Origin of the sequence: Treponema primitia (assembly GCF_046533075.1) — a bacterium.
GTDB lineage: Bacteria > Spirochaetota > Spirochaetia > Treponematales > Breznakiellaceae > Termitinema > Termitinema primitia_B.
This window is the reverse complement of record NZ_JAJQRB010000045.1, coordinates 137079-154165: the sequence shown is the minus strand read 5'-3', so window position 1 is coordinate 154165 and position 17087 is coordinate 137079. Positions and strand designations below refer to the sequence as shown.

Genomic DNA, 17087 nt, shown 5'->3' with positions numbered 1-17087 from the left:
AGCCCTAAGCCTGATACTGCCTTATGGTTATGAAACCCCGTAGGAATAACCATTCTCTTTTAACATGACATAAAATTCGTGCATTGGCAAGCCCACGATGCCGCTATAGGATCCGTTTATCCCGGACACAAAACAGCCCGCCAGTCCCTGAATCTTGTATGATCCGGCTACCCCCTGCCATTCCCCGGTATTGAGGTACCATTCGATATCCTCTGACGGGATAGGGGCAAAGGTCACGGAACTGACCACGGAACGGCAATCAATATTTTTTTCCTTGCCGCTATAGAGCGCCATGGCAGTTATAACCTCATGATTCCGTCCCTGGAGCTTGGTCAGCATCTTCCGGGCATCCTCCCGGTCCTTGGGTTTGCCATATACATCCCCGTCCACCGAAATAAGGGTATCCGCCCCAAAAATCCAATTGGGAAGACGGCTGGAGAGAAGTCCGATGATGTTATTGACCTTCCGAACCGCTAATTCCTCCGCCAGTTCCCGGGGTTTTAGGTTTCCGTGATCCTCTTCGTCGATCCGGGCGGGCATAATACTGAAGGGTAAGCCGAGAAGTCTGAAAAATTCCTGCCTCCGCAAAGATCCGGACGCTAAAATAATAGGTTCCATATATTTCATAATATACTACCAAAAAGCGTAAAAAGTTACCACCCATTTAAGGATTTATCCGGTCCTGGGGTTTCCGCTTGACACCGGTTTTGAAATCCTGTATTCTGATATAGTTGTATTATAGAATTTATGAGAGATTAGCTCATCTGGATAGAGCGTCAGCCTCCGGAGCTGAAGGTGGCACGTTCGAGTCGTGTATCTCTCAAGGCCGTAAGTCATTACGGGGAAAGTAATTAGCGAGCCCATGGGGACGCGCAGGAAATAGAAAATTCTTGAAAACCATAACGAAAACCGTAACTTTTTTCGGATATGGGAAAAGGAGATCCTATGCGCGCCCCCTATGTGCTCTATCGTGAAGAAACCAAGTCCGGCCTCATCTGGTATGTGAAATTCTGGGACCCCGCAAAATCGTGTTATTCCTCCTGCCGCTCCCTGGGTGTCCCTGTTGAGGGTAAGCGGGAGCGCCGGAAAGAGGCTGAGGAAAAGGCGGCCCAACTATTCCGGGTCGAGCCCACCATCGACGCCACCGCCCCCCTGGTCCAGTACGTCACCCGCTTTTGGGCTGACGGCAGCGATTACCTCCGGGAAAAGGCTGAGGTGAAAAAAACGCCCCTGTCATCGGCGTACCTCAGGAATAACCGGGATATTATCCGCATGTACCTTGAGCCCTGGACGGGCTTCTCCGGCGTTACCCTGGGGAATTTTTCCCGCCCGGTAATCAGATCCCTCATGCTCTACCTCTCAGGCCTCGGCCTCTCCGGGCGCCGTATCAATGCGATCATGCAGGTTATCCGCGTCCCCCTTGCCGACGCCGCCGAAAACGAGCTGATACCCGCTTCCCCCTTTCGCAAAGCAGACAAGGCCTACCACAAAAAACGGGATAGGGGGATCCTCACCCCGGCAGAAGTACAGGCCCTGATAGACGCCCCGGCCGATGATATCTATGCCCGGATTTCCGTCCTTCTGGGCTGCCTCTGCGGTATGCGCCGCGGGGAAGTCCGGGGGCTCCAGTGGGACGATATCGCCGATGGACTCATCACGGTACAGCATAACCAGGTGGACGGGGACGGGATGAAATCGCCGAAAATCAAAGGGGGGATGGTCCAGGAAAATACGCGCCATGTCCCGCTTCCCGCCGACCTCTCCCGGCTCCTAGACAGGGTTCGCCCGATTAAAAAATCAAAGTATGTGATTGAAAGCAAGTTCCGCCATGCCGACCCGGTAAGCTCCGCCTATTTTAAATTCGCCCTTCAGCGGGAGCTTGAGGGTATCGGGATAACGGCCGGGAAGGTAGCGACGGAAACGGAGGAGGCGGTGCCCAGTGAACAGAAAAGCCGGAACCTTGTGTTCCACAGTCTCCGGCATACCTTCATATCTCACGCCCGCTTCCGGTGGGGATGGACGGACCTTGAAATACAGAAGGCGGCGGGGCATAGCGATATTGAGACCACGGGGATTTATACCCATGACGAAGTGATAGACTTTGCATCCATGCGGACGAAGCAGGAAGCGGGCATGGCTAAAAGCGGGTAGTTATGCGGTTATTATGCCACCATTGCATTGTCTGTTATCCACGTTGCACCCAAAATGATAGCCGACCCATTCGGGATAGCACTACTGGACCTAAGCACACCGTTAGAGAATATCTGGAAGTCAACTATCACGCCGTTTACAGAACCTTTAACCCAGATTGAATCTTCATCTTGTGTTGCGATTGAAGGCCTGTAACCTGTTGGAATGGTGACCAGTGTATCCCAGGATGCCAGAGCGGCATTGGTTGCCCTCCCGCTACATTGAGCGAACACCGTATTGCCAGAGCGTTGAAACGAGAATATTGCTCCCGTACCCATCGCTCTACTTTTTGCAACACTAGGCGTCCGATTTGCGGTTACAGCCTGAGACGTTATTTGAATACCAACTGATTCACCCGTTGCGTAGTCGATTGCCAAGCCTTGGAAATATGTTCCGTTTGCGTTGAATACTACGCAAAGGAAGCTTGAATTGGCTATCGTTCCCAATGCTCCAGAATAGCGGAATATTAGAGCCGTGCCAGTTGCAGGTGCGGCGGCTATCAAGGTAGCATAATTTAGCGTGGTAATCGCCGGAATAGATTGTGCAGCATAACTCAATGACCAGTTCACGCCATTGTCTGTTGAGGTTCTCCAAGTCAAAGCCCTGCCAGTTGCACCGTTTGTCTCAAATAGCATTTGAGCGACATTGTTGGCGGAGTTTCTAAACAAGAAACCAAGTTGCGTGGCAGTGTTACGGATAGGTGTTATACCAACTGTTCCAACTGTTAGCTGTCCGCCAGCTCCAGGGTCAAAAGTTTTTATACCAGTTACTTCCTGCGTCCCTGCAACCTGCACAAAATCGCTTATCGCCTTCGTTCCCGGCTGTGCGCCCGCATTAGCCGGGGCGGTGAGTAAATTGGTATTCCCGGTAGCCGTAAGGGCCACCTGTGCATTATCCGCCTTCGTCCCCTGCGCCGCTGTAGCAAAATCCGCGATAGCCTTAGTCCCCGGATTTCCCCCAGCCTGCGCCGGAGCCGTGAGCAGGTTTGTAGCCCCCGTGGACGTAATCTTCCCCTGCTTGTTGTCCAGGGCGTTTTGCGCTGCACTGGATATCGGCATATCAGCAGGTGCAAGGTTAGCCACATTCTCAAGCCCCACCTGCAACGCAGTAACACTGTGCGGGTTATCAGTTCGCCCGATGTGCGTGGTAAGCTGCTGGATTACATACTTGAGGTTGTTGCGGTATACCTGCAAGGTATCGCTCACCGTATGCTGCCCCACCGCCGGGAGCGCATCGGTAGCCGCCCCGTCCGCCAGAATCACGGTGATGGCTGCGGTCATGTTGCTGGTAGGGCTAAACGCCGTAGTCCCCCCGTCAATGCGCCAGCTATCGCCCGGCTGAACGCGGGTCCATGTCGGGGGTATTATGTCGTCGTCAGTAAAGGTAACATAGGCATAGCGCCCGGTTTCCGTCTCCGGGTACGCCGCCACAAAATCGGCGTAGGAACTAAACGGCGATCCTTCAAGCTCTGTAGATGTAAGCAATGCCGAAACCCGGTTATACAACGAGTTAATGGCATTAACCAGGGATGATTTGTCCTCGGTGAGTAATGCGGAAAGTAAGCCGGATCTTTGGTCAAAGTCCTGCATGTCAAACCAGCGATACAGGAGATTGATGTTTACCAGGGGGCCGATGTTTTCAGTTATGAAGAATTCATCGGTGATAATGTAGTTATCGTCGAGTATTTCGCCCTCATCCACCAGGATATGATCGGCCCCCGTTGCGTCGGTATATACCAGATCGTTGTTAGTCCGGGTGAGCTTCACATTCCCGGCGGTTAAGAGCTGCCAGTCGCCATGATAATCAAACGGGGCTTTGGGCTGGATGTGGATCCCCTTTATGTTGTTGCCCTCGGTAATCCCCTGCGCCAGCCGTATAAATATATTCGCCTTACTTTCAAGTATTTCGTTGATAGTAGCCGCCAGCGCCGCTACAGCATTCACAATACTTTCATCAATCGGCCCGCTGCTGATCGCAATCTCGTTTTCAGAAATCGCTTCAAACCCCAGCCGGGTAGATGAAATTGTTTTTACTTTTGAAGTCGCTTCCCCGGTTTCGACATCAGAATAAAACTCCTCAATGGAAATAGAAGCGCCATCCTCCGCTACCGTTTTCACGCCGACATCGGTAGCCACAAGCCGCTTGTTATCCGCGTCAAGGCGTATATTCTGTATCGCTACCTTCCCGGCGATAACGCTTTGGAGACCCGCGACATCGGCAGTAACTTCCCCCCGCAGCGCGTCAATTTCGCTGTTTATGAGAGAGCGCAGTTCCTCAAGGGCTTCCAATGCGCCCCCGATGTTATCAAGGTTATGCTGTGTCCCTGCAAACTTTTCCGAAAGCTCCGTATGCGTTGGTATCCTCGCCAAAGGGCCTGTATATTTATAAAGTTCGCTCGGGCCGATTCCTGTATATCCTGACATTTATGCTATCCTCCTGTATCGGTACACCACGATGAACGGCTGCAAGTTATTCACCGCTTCCGCTCCACCTGTTGACCCGGTATTCGTTGCACTGGTACTGTGGGTATGGTTCGCGGAATTATTCCCTGAACTTCCGCTGTAGGCGTTACCTCCGTAGTCGGTGGGGTCCCCGCTGATGTACTCCCGGGATTTTACTTGCCCGGAAGACCCTGAGGCGAAAGAACGATACCCGTTGAAGCTGTGACTGTGGTTAATGGTATGGCTGTGGTTTGCCGATTGGTTTCCCGTGGTTAATGCCGGAATACTGTGGGTATGGGATGGGAGGTTCGCTGTTGCAAGCGTAATAGATTTATTCCCGCCCGTTTTACCGATGGCGTTAAACTCCGTTTGCCCGGTGTCAATAGCCACAAGCGCCCGCCCTGCCCCAAATGCTTCCCATGTACCAAAGCCAAAATGAGTAGCGATACTCGCGGGGGTATTCAAATCGGCATCGGTGGTTTCGTAGATTGCGCCAACGGTGAAAATCCTTTCAAGGATATTCGCCATTGATAACACGCCACCTTCATAGGATAGTCCGTTGGCTTGCTGTACGCTGGTAATGGGGACAATCGAATCAATGATATTCGCCCGTTCATCGGTAAGGTTGTTATCCGTATGCACATAAAACGGGTCTTCAACCTTCGACTGCAACGCCGCGAAAAGTGGGCCACTCTGGAGGTTTACGGTAATCACGCCGTCGATGATAGAAATACTGTCAGAATCAGAATAGTTACTCAAATCAGAAAGCGGGATTGCGCCGATGGGAAGCGTCTTGGCAGCATCGGCGTAGAACACAAGGTTTGCACCCACCACACCCACGGCCTTGACGCCAGCAGCGGCGGTTATAAGGAGGCCGATTGCATCGTCAACTCCAGTTATGGTGTCTTCAAGAAGGTCAGCTGCCCGGTTGGGGTCGGTTCCGTCTGATAGGTTATGGCGGGGCGTGATGTTTGTATAGGTTCCCCGGGTACGGACCTGTAATGAGCTTAAACCCCCGGATATCCACGCGCCGCCAAGGGTAGATCCAATTTCGTCAAACGAAAAGTTTCCGATGTTTAGCCCTGAACACGCGCTTGAAATAGAAATCGTGTTGTATACCTGGTTAGCACCCGGCTGTACGCAGCTTCCGCCCTGTATGTCCACTATCCCCGTGGTGGTGGTTACCAGACCGTAGAACATCGTATTTTTTGCCCGGAAATTGCCCTGGGGTACATTCGTATACAGCTTTGAGGAATCGCTGATGGCCAGTGAGCAGTTGGGGTTCTGGTTTACAATCGTCGCGGTATTGCGCCCGTAGCAGTTTTCAAAGTAGGCGGAGAACGCGGCGGTGCCCTGAAGGGTAACGTTGAAAAAGAAGGTGCAGTGATAAAACGACATCTTTCCAACGGTGTACCCGGATACACTACCCTGGACAAAACAATCCTTGAACTCGATGTTTGCAGTCCCGTTAATGACCACATTCCCGGTAACGATAAACCCTGAAATCCGTATGTTCCCCGAGCCTACAATGGTAAGGTTCCCGGAAATGATTGAATTGATAACGTCAGTACCACTATCTGCCTGTAATGCAAGGTGCTGGATATTCGCAAGGGTAATCGCCTGGTTAATATCAGACCCTTCGGTAACATGGATTACAACATCATCATTATACCGGCTGCTTGTCTGCAAATCCGCGAAAGATACATAGGGGTTCAACGACGATCGGTTACTCGGCATAAACGATTCGGCATTGGTGTCAAGAAACAAATCCTGCGGTTCTGAATTCTTCGCCTGAGCATACCGGACATTCACGCCGGAAGTGTCGATGTTCCCGACTTCATCGGGCGTCACCCCGTCAACAGCTTTCGTTCTCCCCCGCAATGCCAGCTCATCCAAAAGCCCGGTAATCGCCTGCATGGGGTGAGCATCTTCCTCATCCCGGCCCGGTAAATCCCGGTGCATCACAAGGAGGTCGTCGTCCGTCCTGTAGTCCATCCCGGGAACAATCCCGCCCGCTTCTTTCAACTCCATTAACTCAGCGGTACTCATCTGATCACGCGTTTTGACATCTTTGGTATCGGGGTCCGGTAAAAGGCCGTCAACGGAGCTGACATCACCGCCAGGGCCGGGCGGAATCGGGGCGGCGTTTTGCATCTCGAATTCTACGACTAGGTTCTCATTCATGTGACGCGATCTCCTGACAAATAAAATCTGCGGGGTGGTAAAAGGGGGTTACGACAAAATGGCCGTCGATGGGGAATCCCGTGTCGTCAAGTACGGCCTGGGTGTAGATGGTGAAGTCCCAGCAGAAGCGGCCTACGGGGATGGCTTCCGATTCGGTGTTGGTCATGGCGAAGGTGAAACGGTTGTTGGTAATTTTACTGGCGTATTTATACAGCTCTTCCCCGCTTTTATCGCGGATACTGAGGCGGATATAGTCGTGGATGGTGAAGGCATAGGGGGAGCCGTCGGGGTACTTGGCGTCAAGGATGATGGTGAAATCAAACGTGTTGCCGAAATTGAGGCGGATGTTCCCGTGATCAAGTGTAACCATTCATGTTTCCTTACGTCATCACGACGTTAGTATTACTGTTGCGCTATCTACGCATATTTCGCTTCTATCGCAGGCGCCTTCTCCTCATACCACGCCACCGCGTCAAAGGGCTTCCGCTGTATCTGGTTGCGCCGTTCAAGCCGGGTCCCTTCATCCGCCAGCGCGTCAAGGGCGTTCTGCTTCGCGGCGGCTCTCTGGGCCGGGGTAAGGGCTGCAATCCGGTCCCGCTCGGTCTGGGCGTTTATCTCATCGTGCTGGGCGACGCTCAGGTCATCGGGGAGTATGGCGCCTTCAGGGAGCGGCCGGCCGGGAAGGTCAACGGCTACCTTTATCCACACCTCATGGATCTTGCTCCAGTACTCCACACCATGCCAATCGGGGATAGTCTCCCCGGTAACGGTAAGCTTCTCATGCTCGCCCAGGGCGTCAAACTGCGCTTGCAATGCAGCGGCCTCCTCATCGGTGATATGCTTCTGGCCGGGGCCGGGGTTTAGGTAGCAGGGGTTATCCAGAAAGATCTGGTCATGCGCGGCGCGGTGGGCGTCGATCAGGGGCTGGAGCTCCTCTTGCAATGCGGCGGCCTCAGCCTGGGCGGCCTGGTACTTTTTGGCGTACGCCTCAGCCTGCTTGTCCTTCCCCTCATTCAAGGCCGCTTCCCCGGCGGCGTAATGCTCCCAGGCTGTTTTCATGGCGGCGTAGATTTTCAGCCGGGTACTCTTTACGCGCTCGGCTTCGGGGCAGCAGTCCACCAGCGGGGCAATGGCGGCCTTGGTGGCCTCGGGGTCAACGGTGGCCTCCCAGATGTGGGGGCGGTAGACTTCATACTCACAGGGCGTTCCGTCGGCGGTGACTCCGGGGATGGTTTCGGTTACGACTACTTTCATGGCTTCTCCTTCCGCCTTCCCGGCGGTATTGGATGGGGCGGGACTCGAACCCGCGACATAGTGGTTATGAGCCACTCTAGCTACCAACTGCTCTACCCATCTTGGTAATCGTGGGCTATCGGTTTGCTAACGTCAATAGGGCGATTTTGGGGGCGGAAAAAGGTGAAATATTTTTAAAAATAATCGTAAAAACCGCTTGACAAACCTAACAGTTAGGTTTATATTATAAACATAAGGAGATACGAAATGAAACAGTTTGAAGTTGGCAAGACATACAAGACCCGGTTGGCGGGGGACCATAACCTCGAAGTTACAGCGGAAATCCTGGGCCGGACTCCCTCGACGGTGATAGCTCTTATTGACGGCGAAACAAAAGGGCGGTTCAAAATTTCCCTCGACAGGTTTTCAACTGAGGAAATGATTCGCCCCTTCGGTCGGTATTCCATGGCCCCCATAATATCAGCATAATCTATACCGTCCCCGGGCGGTTAATCCCGGGGAAAGGAAGTGCTATGAAAGAGATACTTTGCCCCCATTGCGGGAAGCCCATCAACATCGGCGAACTTATTGGTAAAATCACCAGCGAAAAGAAGGCTGCCAGCTCCGCCGCTAATGGCAAAAAAGGCGGAAGGCCGCGAAAGAAACCGGAAGCGTAACTCAGTCGGAAGCGTACACGTAAGAAAACACACTAAAACTGTCTCATAAGGCCGCGCGTCCTTAAAATATTTTTAAGGAGAAAACTATGAAAATTGCAGACTACTCAACGCTCTTTGCCCTCGGTGGGTCATGGAGACAGAAACGCGCCGAGAAGCGGCTGACTTACACGGACAAATCCATGCGGACCCGGCAGGCGATGATGGTAAACTACATCATCCCTCTGTGGGGCAGCTATAACCCAAAGCGGCTGACGGTGGATGTGATCGATTCTGCCATGGCCGGTGTGAAATCGAAGTTTAAGAAAATCAAGAACGCCGACGAAAAGGCCCCCGTGGAATATGTCCCATTGGGCAGCGCCAGCCGGAACCGGATACTGTCAGTGTTGTCGGAGCTGTATATGCACCTGATGCTGATAAAAGTTGTGAAATACAACCCGGTCCGCGACGTGGTGCGCTGCCGCCAGGAACCGGATCACCCCCGGGCTGCGCTGAGTGTAAAGGACATGGGCAAGCTGTTTCCTAAAACGCATGAGGAACTCAAGGCGCTGTATGTGTCGCAGCGGTACATTTGTGCTTTCATGATACTCAAGGATACGGGTCTTAGGCCCGGGGAGTTGGTGGCATTGAAGTGGGAAGATTGGTACCCGGAGGAAAAGTTTTTCCCCATACTTAAAGCTATCGAATCTGGGACCAGGGGAAAAGAAAAGGGTACAAAAACGGGCGCTACGAAACCGGCGATCATCACTGATCAAACCGCTATGGAAATTGAGGCGCTTAGGAAAAAAGTGAAACCTAAACCAGGGGAGTATATCTTTGCAAATTGTTATGGTATCCCCTATGATACCCACCGCTTGTCTTATGCGTTTCACCGGGCGGTAGACAGATCGGGGATAAATAGGCCGGAGCTTGTGCCCTATAATTTACGTCACACTTTTGTAACTGTGATGTTAGAATCCCTGCCGGATAAAATGATGGACTCACTATCGGGCCATAACACAGAACGGATGAAAAAGTTTTACCGACACGCGGGGCTTGAATCGCTGAAACGGGAAGCGGCTAATATCAGGGCGGAGGTGAACGCAGCGCGGTTGTTCTGAGGAGCATGCGCCAGGGAGGGGGCGCTGAATCCATTCCTTATGATGGAATGGGGATAGGGCAGTTTCAGGGTGACGCGATCAGGAATATTACAGGAAGCTTCAAAAGCCTAGGGCAGAGTATGGATGACAATGGCTTCATTCGTGCAGGAACTGGTGCTTTCGGAATAACAAATACAGATGATGAAGACAGGGTAGCATCTATAATAGTCGCTCCCGCCGCTAGGCACCAAAGTACGGCTTCATTTAACGCATCTATTGTAGTCCCCACTACTTATGAAAATCGACCTGCGTCTTTATCTATCCTGATGTATATCTCCTATTAGCTATTCTTTATGATGGAATGTCGATAGGGAGTTACATCGGGGATGCGATACGGAATATTGTAGGATATATAGACACAGGGAATATTGCTCTATTTGCATCACAAGTCGGTGTTTTTATAATTGATCAGTTCGATGGATTAGCATTACAAGAGACATCACCACAAACAGTACGATCCTCACGTTTAAAGATCGATGCTTCAATCTCCGTTCCCACCGATACCAACGTTCACCCGGCTTCAATTAGCGCCTCTGTTTACATATCCTATTAGCTATTCTTTATGATGGAATGGGGATAGGGGCATTTCTTACTGATACAATGCGAAATGTTACGGGGTCTATGGACAGCAGTGTGGGATGCGGCACAGACGGTGGATTTAGAGACGGCGTTGGAGCAATATCTATAGGCAATACGGGCAATAGTATTTTTTCATATTCCCCATCCTTTGTTGCCGGTGCGATAAACAACAAAATTATATTTAATGCATCATCTTCCGTGGGTAGCGATCATGTATCATCAGAAAATCGTCCGGCGTCAATATCGGCAAGTGTTTATATCTCTTATTAACCTTTCCTTATGATGGAAAGACGATTGGGGTTTTTTTAACAGATACAATTCGAAATATTATTGGATCATATAACTATAGCGATCGTGGTGGAGTTCCATCAGATCATATCACCACATCAGGAGCTTTTACCACAAGTAACGTAGGAAATAGTTACGCGACAAACGATCTGTTGTGGACCGGGCCACAACAGCTTAATTTCAATGCGTCACTTTCCGTGGGTGTCGATCATGTATCAACTGAAATACGCCCTGCGTCTATATCGGCAAATATTTATATCTCTTATTAGCCATTCCTTATGATGGAATGGCGATTGGGCAGTTTATTGGTGATGCGATACGGAATATCCAATCTAGTAATGGAGTGGGATCAGTATTAGTAACTACTTAAAAAGATGATAATGGCCCATTAACCTATACATGGGCAGACTCAACCCCTTTCCTGTACTCCGGATCGGCTCTCGGATATAAGCTATTTCTGGGATTTAATGCGGCTCTCGCCTCTGGAGTACTTACTGCTTACGAAAACCGTCCAGCGTCCCTGTCGGCTTGTATTTATATATCCTATTAGCCATTCCGCCGAAGTAAATGATTAATAAGATATATAAATGTTGCTAGATATTGATGCTGGGTGAATATTTGTATCAACAGGAGTACCTCGAGATACATCAAAATTTAAAGCGGATGCTTGGTTTGTATTTTGTCCTATCGCACTAGCGTATTCGACAATATTGGCACCGGATTTATAAAATACTCCTGATGCATCTGTCCATATAGGATAACCATTAAGGCTCTCATTTGATAATACTCCTCCTATAAAATTACGGATTGCATCGCCTATAAACTGTCCAATCGCCCCGCCATCATAAGGCGTGTCGTTGGCCGCCTTGTATACGCTGTTCTGCCCCGAGTTCCGCACAAACAGCCCCCGCGCATCCGGCAGCACAAAGTAGCTACCCCCCGGGTCACGGGTATTCCCGGCAGCATCACTTGTCCGGTAAAATCCTGCGAGGGCCGTGTTGCCGTTCTGGTCGGCGCCTACCCAGGTGTTGCGGGTCATCTCGGCGTAGGCCCCTGAGTTGTACGGGATTACGCCCCCGGTGAGCTGGAGGAGCCGGCAGTTTGCAGCAGCGGCAGGGTTCATCGCGGTGTGTACCAGCATCCCCGGGGGCAGTGCAACGCCGCGCTTCAGGGCTTCGACGAACTGCGAGCTTCCGGCGGCTTCGATTACACCGTTGGGGGTGAGGCCGGCCCGATTGAGAACGTCCTGCATAAAGCCCCAGATTTCGCTGACTAAGTTGGCGTCATACGGGGTGCCGTCCTGTGCGACGGGGCCACTGGCGTTTTTGGCTACGATTGCGGGGAAGGCTCCGGTTACGAGCGGGCCATAGAGAGTTGCGAAGTTTTGCATTTTGAAGCTCCTTACGTCATCACGACGTTAGTAATACTGTTACGCCCCTACGGGCATTTATCTATACAAATCGACATAGCATGGCTGCCCATATCCCCAGGGGCTTTACCCGGAGGATCAGGCGGTGTAATTCCTGCCTGCGGTTCTGGGGGACGGCCACCACCGGGACACTGGCAATGCTGCCGTCCTCGTTTCGGGTTACCCGTCCACCCACAAAAAAGATGAGGGGCCAGTATATCGGGTTATCGGGGGTGGGCCAGGTGGTTTCGATGTCAATGTACTTGGTGTAGTACCCCGCGCACTGCTTTCCCGATAGTTCATCCGACCCGTCAAAGGCCCGGGCGCATATCTGGCCAGCTTGCGGGTACAGGGGGCGGAAGATGCGCCTGTCGCCATTGACAAGGTAGTACCCGCCGCCATAGCCTGCATGGGCCGTTTCGTTTCCTGCACAGGCCGCCGAGGGGAAGTCATGGGCGGTCAGCGAGTAGGAGGTGTCCACCAGAGGCCCGGGGTTAATGGCAGGCGATTCGTTTTGCGTCACCACAAGCCCGTACCCGCCCTGGCCGAACCCCGCTTTGTCGAGGGCCATCTGGAGCTTCGGGGCGGTGCCGAGACTGGCCCGCTTGTACCGTACTGCTGCCAATGCTTCCCGGCGGTCCTTTTCGCTGAGCATGGGGTTTGCAATCACGCCGAACTCGCGCTCAAGGTCGCTTAGTAATTCTGCGGGGCAGTAGTAGGGGTTTCGGACATACGCCAGCTTTTCGAGGTCGTCCATCACCGCTTGGGTGTTCGCTGCTGCGCCGTCGAGGAGGCGGTCGAGCCAGCCTTTATAGGCGGGTTTCCATGCGATACCCCGGGGCATGAGGGCGTCAGTTACCGAGCGGGCGAAGGTGGTACTCATCTACTCACTCCCTATAGTCATCGTATATCTCGATGGTTGGATTTCCATCTTTTAGTTTGCGCAAAATTATTTCTTTCCCTACCTCTTGCTGCCACTTCAGTAATTCTTCGAGGGTTTTAAAGTCAATATGCCAGTTGTAGTCATAATCATCATAATCTTCCCCATCCTCCACTTCGTTTTTTATCGCTCCAAATCCGGGTTTTTTCCAGCTTGTTCTTCTTACTTCAAATCTCATTTGTCGCCCCTGTGAAGGTGATGCCCGCCAGTTTCGGCTTTTCGTTCGATTCGAGGATGTACCGCCCGATGAATGAGCCGGGGGTGGTTCCGAAAAATACGCTTTCTGCGCTGCCGCCGAAGGTGTCGAGGACTGATTGTACGGCACTCCCGATGATGGAGGCCACGATTTCATCGCGGCGGTCGAAGTCGGCGTCAAGGCCCTGAACGAAGGGGCTAAAGGTTTCAAGGAGGTCGCGGACGGCGTTGGTCACCGCTTCCTCAGCGGCCCCCATGCTCCCGGACTTTATGGCGATACCCTGAACGGTGACATAGATGCCCACGCGAACGATACTGCGGACGTAGAGGGTGTCAGCGGTAAGGCCGAGTATCTCCCGGGATGTGCCATCGGGGGCTGCCAGGCACGCTTGCTTTACCAAATCGAGGAGCGACTGCGGGGCAAGGCCGTCGGGGTTGATAGCGGGCATGGCTTCCACATACACGGTACGCTCGCCGGGGTACGGGTCGCGGACGATATCGAGGGGCGGGCCTGAGAAGGGATAGGCGCGGAATACTCCGGGTACCTCCTGGGCCCACTGGCGGAAATCGGAGCTGTTACCGCCGCCGCCTTCAGCGCGCTCGACATCAAGTACTTTTTGACGGTACTCTTCGATGTCCTCCTGCTCGGTGCCCAGCGCAGTGGTGGCGGTTACCATTGCTGTCCGGGCGGCTCCCTCTATCGGGGTTTGGATGGTCAGCGTGTCGCCTTCGGAGAGGTTGCCGCCAGGGCCGGAGCCTGCGCATTCGATGGCGGCTAACACGCCGGAGCCCGGGGCTCCTTGCGGGGCAATTACGTTGGCGGTGGTTTGGTATTTGATTCCTTGCGGCCCGATGAAAATGGTTCCAAGGTAGAGCGTTTTGCCGTCGGGGAGGATAAAGCGGATGATGCCTTCCCAGATTTTCGCGGGGGTCCGGTACACGCCATAATTCTCGCCTAAGTCCATGAGGTCCGCTTCTGCGGCGGTGAGGGCGAGGTTTGCCCGGGCCCGGTCGTTGGCAAAGCTGTAGAGGCCTGTCCCCTGGAGGCCCTCGACGGTGGCAATGGTGCGGTTGAAGGACTTCTCGGCTGGCGGGGTTTTGACGTTGAGCGCCGATTCAAAACCTGCGATGTTGCGCTGTATCAGCTCATCGGTGGACGGGGTGATGGTGGGCATTTACTTCTCCGCATCCTTTTTATTTTTAATTTTTGGATTAACGGGAATAAAAGAACCCACAATCAGCCGGAATGTAAATATTACCACGAACCACGATGTAAACTTATCGGCGTGTTCATACACCCATGTGGGCCATGGTATGTCAATTATTTTCATAACCGCCGGGAAAAGAAATTGCAGCAAAAAAGCCACCAGTACCGAAAACCCAGCACTTACACAGTAAGCGTAAAATAATCCCACGATTGTTAAAAACACTATTGCGATACTCATTTCCCGAACCTCCCCGCCAAAAAGATGATGATTTTAACGGCATTGAGGGCAAGGTCAAGCAGCAAGCTGATTGCTACCAAAACTGCGCCTATGCCGTGTATTTCAAGTGTCATAGATCGTCCTGATCATCAACAACGGTGCCACATTTTGGGCATACCACATCGGTATAATCTCCTGTGTCCGCAAAAGATACGCCGCCATCACAATCTTTACTGCTTCCTTTCCACCCACATTTTGGGCAGATTGCTTTCCAATATTCCGGCTCGCTCACTTTGTCCCCTCCGCCTCTCCATCCTTGACTAGGCATTTGCTAACGTCAATAGGGTGTCTCACTTCCCCGCCCCCTTTGCTTTCTGGGCTTTCCACAGGGCCCCTTCGCGGGTGAGGGACAGCGCGGGTCCGGGGGATACCCTGATATCAACGCTGAGGTGGTCCCCGGTGGGGTTGCTGACTTCGGCCTGCACTTCCGGGAATGTGGCGGATGTCAATGCCCGCTCGGCGGAGTTGGCGATATCGGCGAGCTTTGACAGGGTGATAGTCCCGGAGGTGGTATCTTCGTAGTCCGAGCCGATGCGGTTCTCCGGCGGAAGGAAGATGTTCCCGGGCCAGCCTGGCTTTGTAAAGAGCGATATCAACGCCACGTTGTCTACGCCCTGCTCCATCACGGGTTGCCCGCCCTGGTAGTCGAGGTCGGCGCCGTTTTCGGTGATGGTGATTTTCGGGTCGCCTCCGTAGCGGTCGATGGTTTCTTTTGCGGTGGGGGCCGTAAAGGCTATCCAGCGGGCGTAAAATGATCGGTTCCCGGTGCTGCCTGCGGGGATGCCGGGCGTGGGGGTGCCGAAAAAGCCGGCGTTATCGTACCACGCCACAAAGCTGTCCCGTTCCCGGGTGGGGGGTTCCAGCAGTATATCTGCGTCCTCTATGGTGTAGGTTGCGGGGTTTTCCGGGGAGTTGGTGCCGCCTGAGAGGGTGTAGTAGATCTGGTACTCTATCACGGTCCACTTGGCATAGAGGTCCACGTCGCCATGGCTTCCGGCGGGGATGCTTGCCACGGCCTGCCCGGAGAAATCGGGGGCGGCGAACCAGCCGGCAAAATCGTAGCCTTCGCGGGTTGCGGGGTACAGGTGGAGGGTAGATGACATGATGGCGTAGTCGGGTTGGTTAAAGGTGGAGTTTATGCCGCCGTTTAGGTGGTAGGTGATTGGGTATACGTTGAGGGTCCACTTGGCATACAGGGCGAGGTTTCCGGTACTTCCGGCGGGGATTTGCGTCACCACGGCGCCTAAGAATTCGGAGTCCCGGAACCAGCCCGCGAAGGTGTACCCGGTGCGCTCTGGGGCGCCCAGGGTAATGGTGGCATCCTCGATGGTGTAACTGGTCGGGGTCATGCCGCCGGATCCGCCGTTGGGGGTGTAGGTGATGGTGTAGGTGTTTACTGTCCACTTGGCGTAATACTCCCGGGGCCCGGTGCTGCCCACCGGGATGTTTACGGCGGGGGTGGTAAACTCAGCGTCGGTGTACCAGCCGCCGAAGGTGTAGCCCAGCCGGGAGGGGGCTGCGAGGGTTATCGTGGGGGTGATTACCGTATAGGTGGTGGGGTTGTTGCCGTTCGTGCCGCCATTGAGGTGGTAGGCGATATCGTAGGTTATCAGGGACCACTTGGCGTACACCGTTATGTTTCCGGTGGAGCCTGTGGGTATCGTGGGCTTTGCCGTGGCGTAGGCGGTGTCAGCGTACCAGCCGTCGAAGGCATAGCCGGCGCGGGTGGGCGTGGCCAGCAGTATGTCTGCGTCCTCGATGGTGTAGGTTTCCGGGTTGTCCGGGGAGTTGGTGCCGCCGTTGAGATAGTAGGTTACCGTGTAAGTGATCGGCGTCCATGCGGCGTACACGGTGAGGTTATCGCCCCCGGCGTAGTCAGCGGCGAAATCCCAGGGGGTGGCCAGGGCCGGGTCGGCATACCACCCTGCGAAGGTGTAGCCGGTGCGTGTGGGCGCTGCGGGCTGCGGGACGTGGTGTCCGGGCTGGACTTCGGCGGGGGCTACGGATGAGCCGCCGGATGAGGCGAAGGTTACCCAGCAGCGGGAGGCTTGGGAGGATGAGGGGGAGGCTTGGGCTTCTGAGGCGGAGGGGTACTGGCGGGCTATCATGAGAGGGTACCCGGCCCTGTGGTGGCGCCTGTCTGCGCCGTGGCACTACCCGCGGTTGATACAGGGATTCCCGCGTTTACCTGTGCGGTTTTTATCTGAGCGTCAATGGCGGCGGCGAGCTGGTTGGCGTATTCAGCTTTGGACATAGGGTTTGCTTTTGCGGCGTTAAATATCGCCAGTAATGCTGCGGATAATACGCTGTCTACCAATGCCATGTGATACCT

17 protein-coding genes and 2 tRNA genes are annotated in these 17087 nt (G+C 53.5%); 6 read left to right on the top strand and 13 right to left on the bottom strand.

What is annotated here, in order from left to right; translation table 11 throughout:
* Positions 1 to 27 precede the first annotated feature (27 nt).
* Entirely contained in the window at positions 28 to 618 is a 591-nt protein-coding gene (locus LQZ19_RS08875) for a Maf family protein (protein WP_411047312.1), read from the bottom strand.
* A 131-nt stretch (positions 619 to 749) separates the two neighbouring features.
* Here LQZ19_RS08875 and LQZ19_RS08870 point away from each other — a divergent pair.
* Together LQZ19_RS08870 and LQZ19_RS08865 are read left to right on the top strand one after the other, a co-directional pair.
* Positions 750 to 823: transfer RNA gene (locus LQZ19_RS08870), tRNA-Arg, on the top strand.
* 122 nt (positions 824 to 945) lie between these two features.
* The gene (locus LQZ19_RS08865) at positions 946 to 2151 is read left to right on the top strand and encodes a tyrosine-type recombinase/integrase (protein ID WP_411047311.1); all 1206 of its coding nucleotides are present in this window, start codon (positions 946 to 948) and stop codon (positions 2149 to 2151) included.
* A gap of 11 nt (positions 2152 to 2162) precedes the next feature.
* Here the strand turns inward: LQZ19_RS08865 and LQZ19_RS08860 are convergent, their stop codons facing one another.
* From LQZ19_RS08860 to LQZ19_RS08840, 5 genes are all read right to left on the bottom strand, one after another.
* Entirely contained in the window at positions 2163 to 4559 is a 2397-nt protein-coding gene (locus LQZ19_RS08860; protein ID WP_411047310.1) for a hypothetical protein, read from the bottom strand.
* 54 nt (positions 4560 to 4613) lie between these two features.
* Positions 4614 to 6815, bottom strand: coding sequence for a phage baseplate protein (locus LQZ19_RS08855; RefSeq protein ID WP_411047309.1), 2202 nt, complete (start codon positions 6813 to 6815; stop codon positions 4614 to 4616).
* On the bottom strand, positions 6808 to 7185 hold the full coding sequence (locus LQZ19_RS08850; protein ID WP_411047308.1) for a hypothetical protein: 378 nt from the start codon (positions 7183 to 7185) through the stop codon (positions 6808 to 6810). The genes LQZ19_RS08855 and LQZ19_RS08850 overlap by 8 nt, the downstream gene beginning before the upstream one ends.
* A gap of 47 nt (positions 7186 to 7232) precedes the next feature.
* Positions 7233 to 8069, bottom strand: coding sequence for a hypothetical protein (locus LQZ19_RS08845; RefSeq protein ID WP_411047307.1), 837 nt, complete (start codon positions 8067 to 8069; stop codon positions 7233 to 7235).
* Between the two features lie 29 nt (positions 8070 to 8098).
* Positions 8099 to 8171, bottom strand: a tRNA-Ile gene (locus LQZ19_RS08840).
* A gap of 144 nt (positions 8172 to 8315) precedes the next feature.
* On the opposite strand from LQZ19_RS08840, the gene LQZ19_RS08835 reads away from it, so the two are divergent.
* The 4 genes from LQZ19_RS08835 to LQZ19_RS08820 all read left to right on the top strand — a co-directional run bounded on the left by LQZ19_RS08835 (position 8316) and on the right by LQZ19_RS08820 (position 10710).
* The gene (locus LQZ19_RS08835; protein ID WP_411047306.1) at positions 8316 to 8537 is read left to right on the top strand and encodes a hypothetical protein; all 222 of its coding nucleotides are present in this window, start codon (positions 8316 to 8318) and stop codon (positions 8535 to 8537) included.
* A 44-nt stretch (positions 8538 to 8581) separates the two neighbouring features.
* Positions 8582 to 8725: a hypothetical protein gene (locus LQZ19_RS08830; protein WP_411047305.1), complete on the top strand. Its 144-nt coding sequence runs from the start codon at positions 8582 to 8584 to the stop codon at positions 8723 to 8725.
* An 86-nt stretch (positions 8726 to 8811) separates the two neighbouring features.
* A complete protein-coding gene (locus LQZ19_RS08825; protein WP_411047304.1) occupies positions 8812 to 9822 on the top strand; it encodes a tyrosine-type recombinase/integrase in 1011 nt (336 codons plus the stop codon).
* 660 nt (positions 9823 to 10482) lie between these two features.
* Complete coding sequence (locus LQZ19_RS08820) at positions 10483 to 10710, top strand: hypothetical protein (RefSeq protein ID WP_411047303.1); 228 nt, start codon at positions 10483 to 10485, stop codon at positions 10708 to 10710.
* A gap of 589 nt (positions 10711 to 11299) precedes the next feature.
* Here the strand turns inward: LQZ19_RS08820 and LQZ19_RS08815 are convergent.
* The 7 genes from LQZ19_RS08815 to LQZ19_RS08785 all read right to left on the bottom strand — a co-directional run bounded on the left by LQZ19_RS08815 (position 11300) and on the right by LQZ19_RS08785 (position 17078).
* Complete coding sequence (locus LQZ19_RS08815; RefSeq protein ID WP_411047302.1) at positions 11300 to 12118, bottom strand: hypothetical protein; 819 nt, start codon at positions 12116 to 12118, stop codon at positions 11300 to 11302.
* Positions 12119 to 12179: 61 nt separating this feature from the next.
* Entirely contained in the window at positions 12180 to 13019 is an 840-nt protein-coding gene (locus LQZ19_RS08810; RefSeq protein WP_411047301.1) for a hypothetical protein, read from the bottom strand.
* Between the two features lie 4 nt (positions 13020 to 13023).
* The gene (locus tag LQZ19_RS08805; RefSeq protein WP_411047300.1) at positions 13024 to 13254 is read right to left on the bottom strand and encodes a hypothetical protein; all 231 of its coding nucleotides are present in this window, start codon (positions 13252 to 13254) and stop codon (positions 13024 to 13026) included.
* Positions 13244 to 14446, bottom strand: a complete 1203-nt coding sequence (locus LQZ19_RS08800) for a baseplate J/gp47 family protein (RefSeq protein WP_411047299.1) — start codon at positions 14444 to 14446, stop codon at positions 13244 to 13246. The genes LQZ19_RS08805 and LQZ19_RS08800 overlap by 11 nt, the downstream gene beginning before the upstream one ends.
* Positions 14447 to 14716 (bottom strand): hypothetical protein, encoded by a 270-nt coding sequence (locus LQZ19_RS08795; RefSeq protein WP_411047298.1) that lies wholly within the window; start codon positions 14714 to 14716, stop codon positions 14447 to 14449.
* A 329-nt stretch (positions 14717 to 15045) separates the two neighbouring features.
* A complete protein-coding gene (locus LQZ19_RS08790) occupies positions 15046 to 16863 on the bottom strand; it encodes an InlB B-repeat-containing protein (RefSeq protein ID WP_411047297.1) in 1818 nt (605 codons plus the stop codon).
* On the bottom strand, positions 16860 to 17078 hold the full coding sequence (locus LQZ19_RS08785; RefSeq protein ID WP_411047296.1) for a hypothetical protein: 219 nt from the start codon (positions 17076 to 17078) through the stop codon (positions 16860 to 16862). The genes LQZ19_RS08790 and LQZ19_RS08785 overlap by 4 nt, the downstream gene beginning before the upstream one ends.
* Positions 17079 to 17087 lie beyond the last annotated feature (9 nt).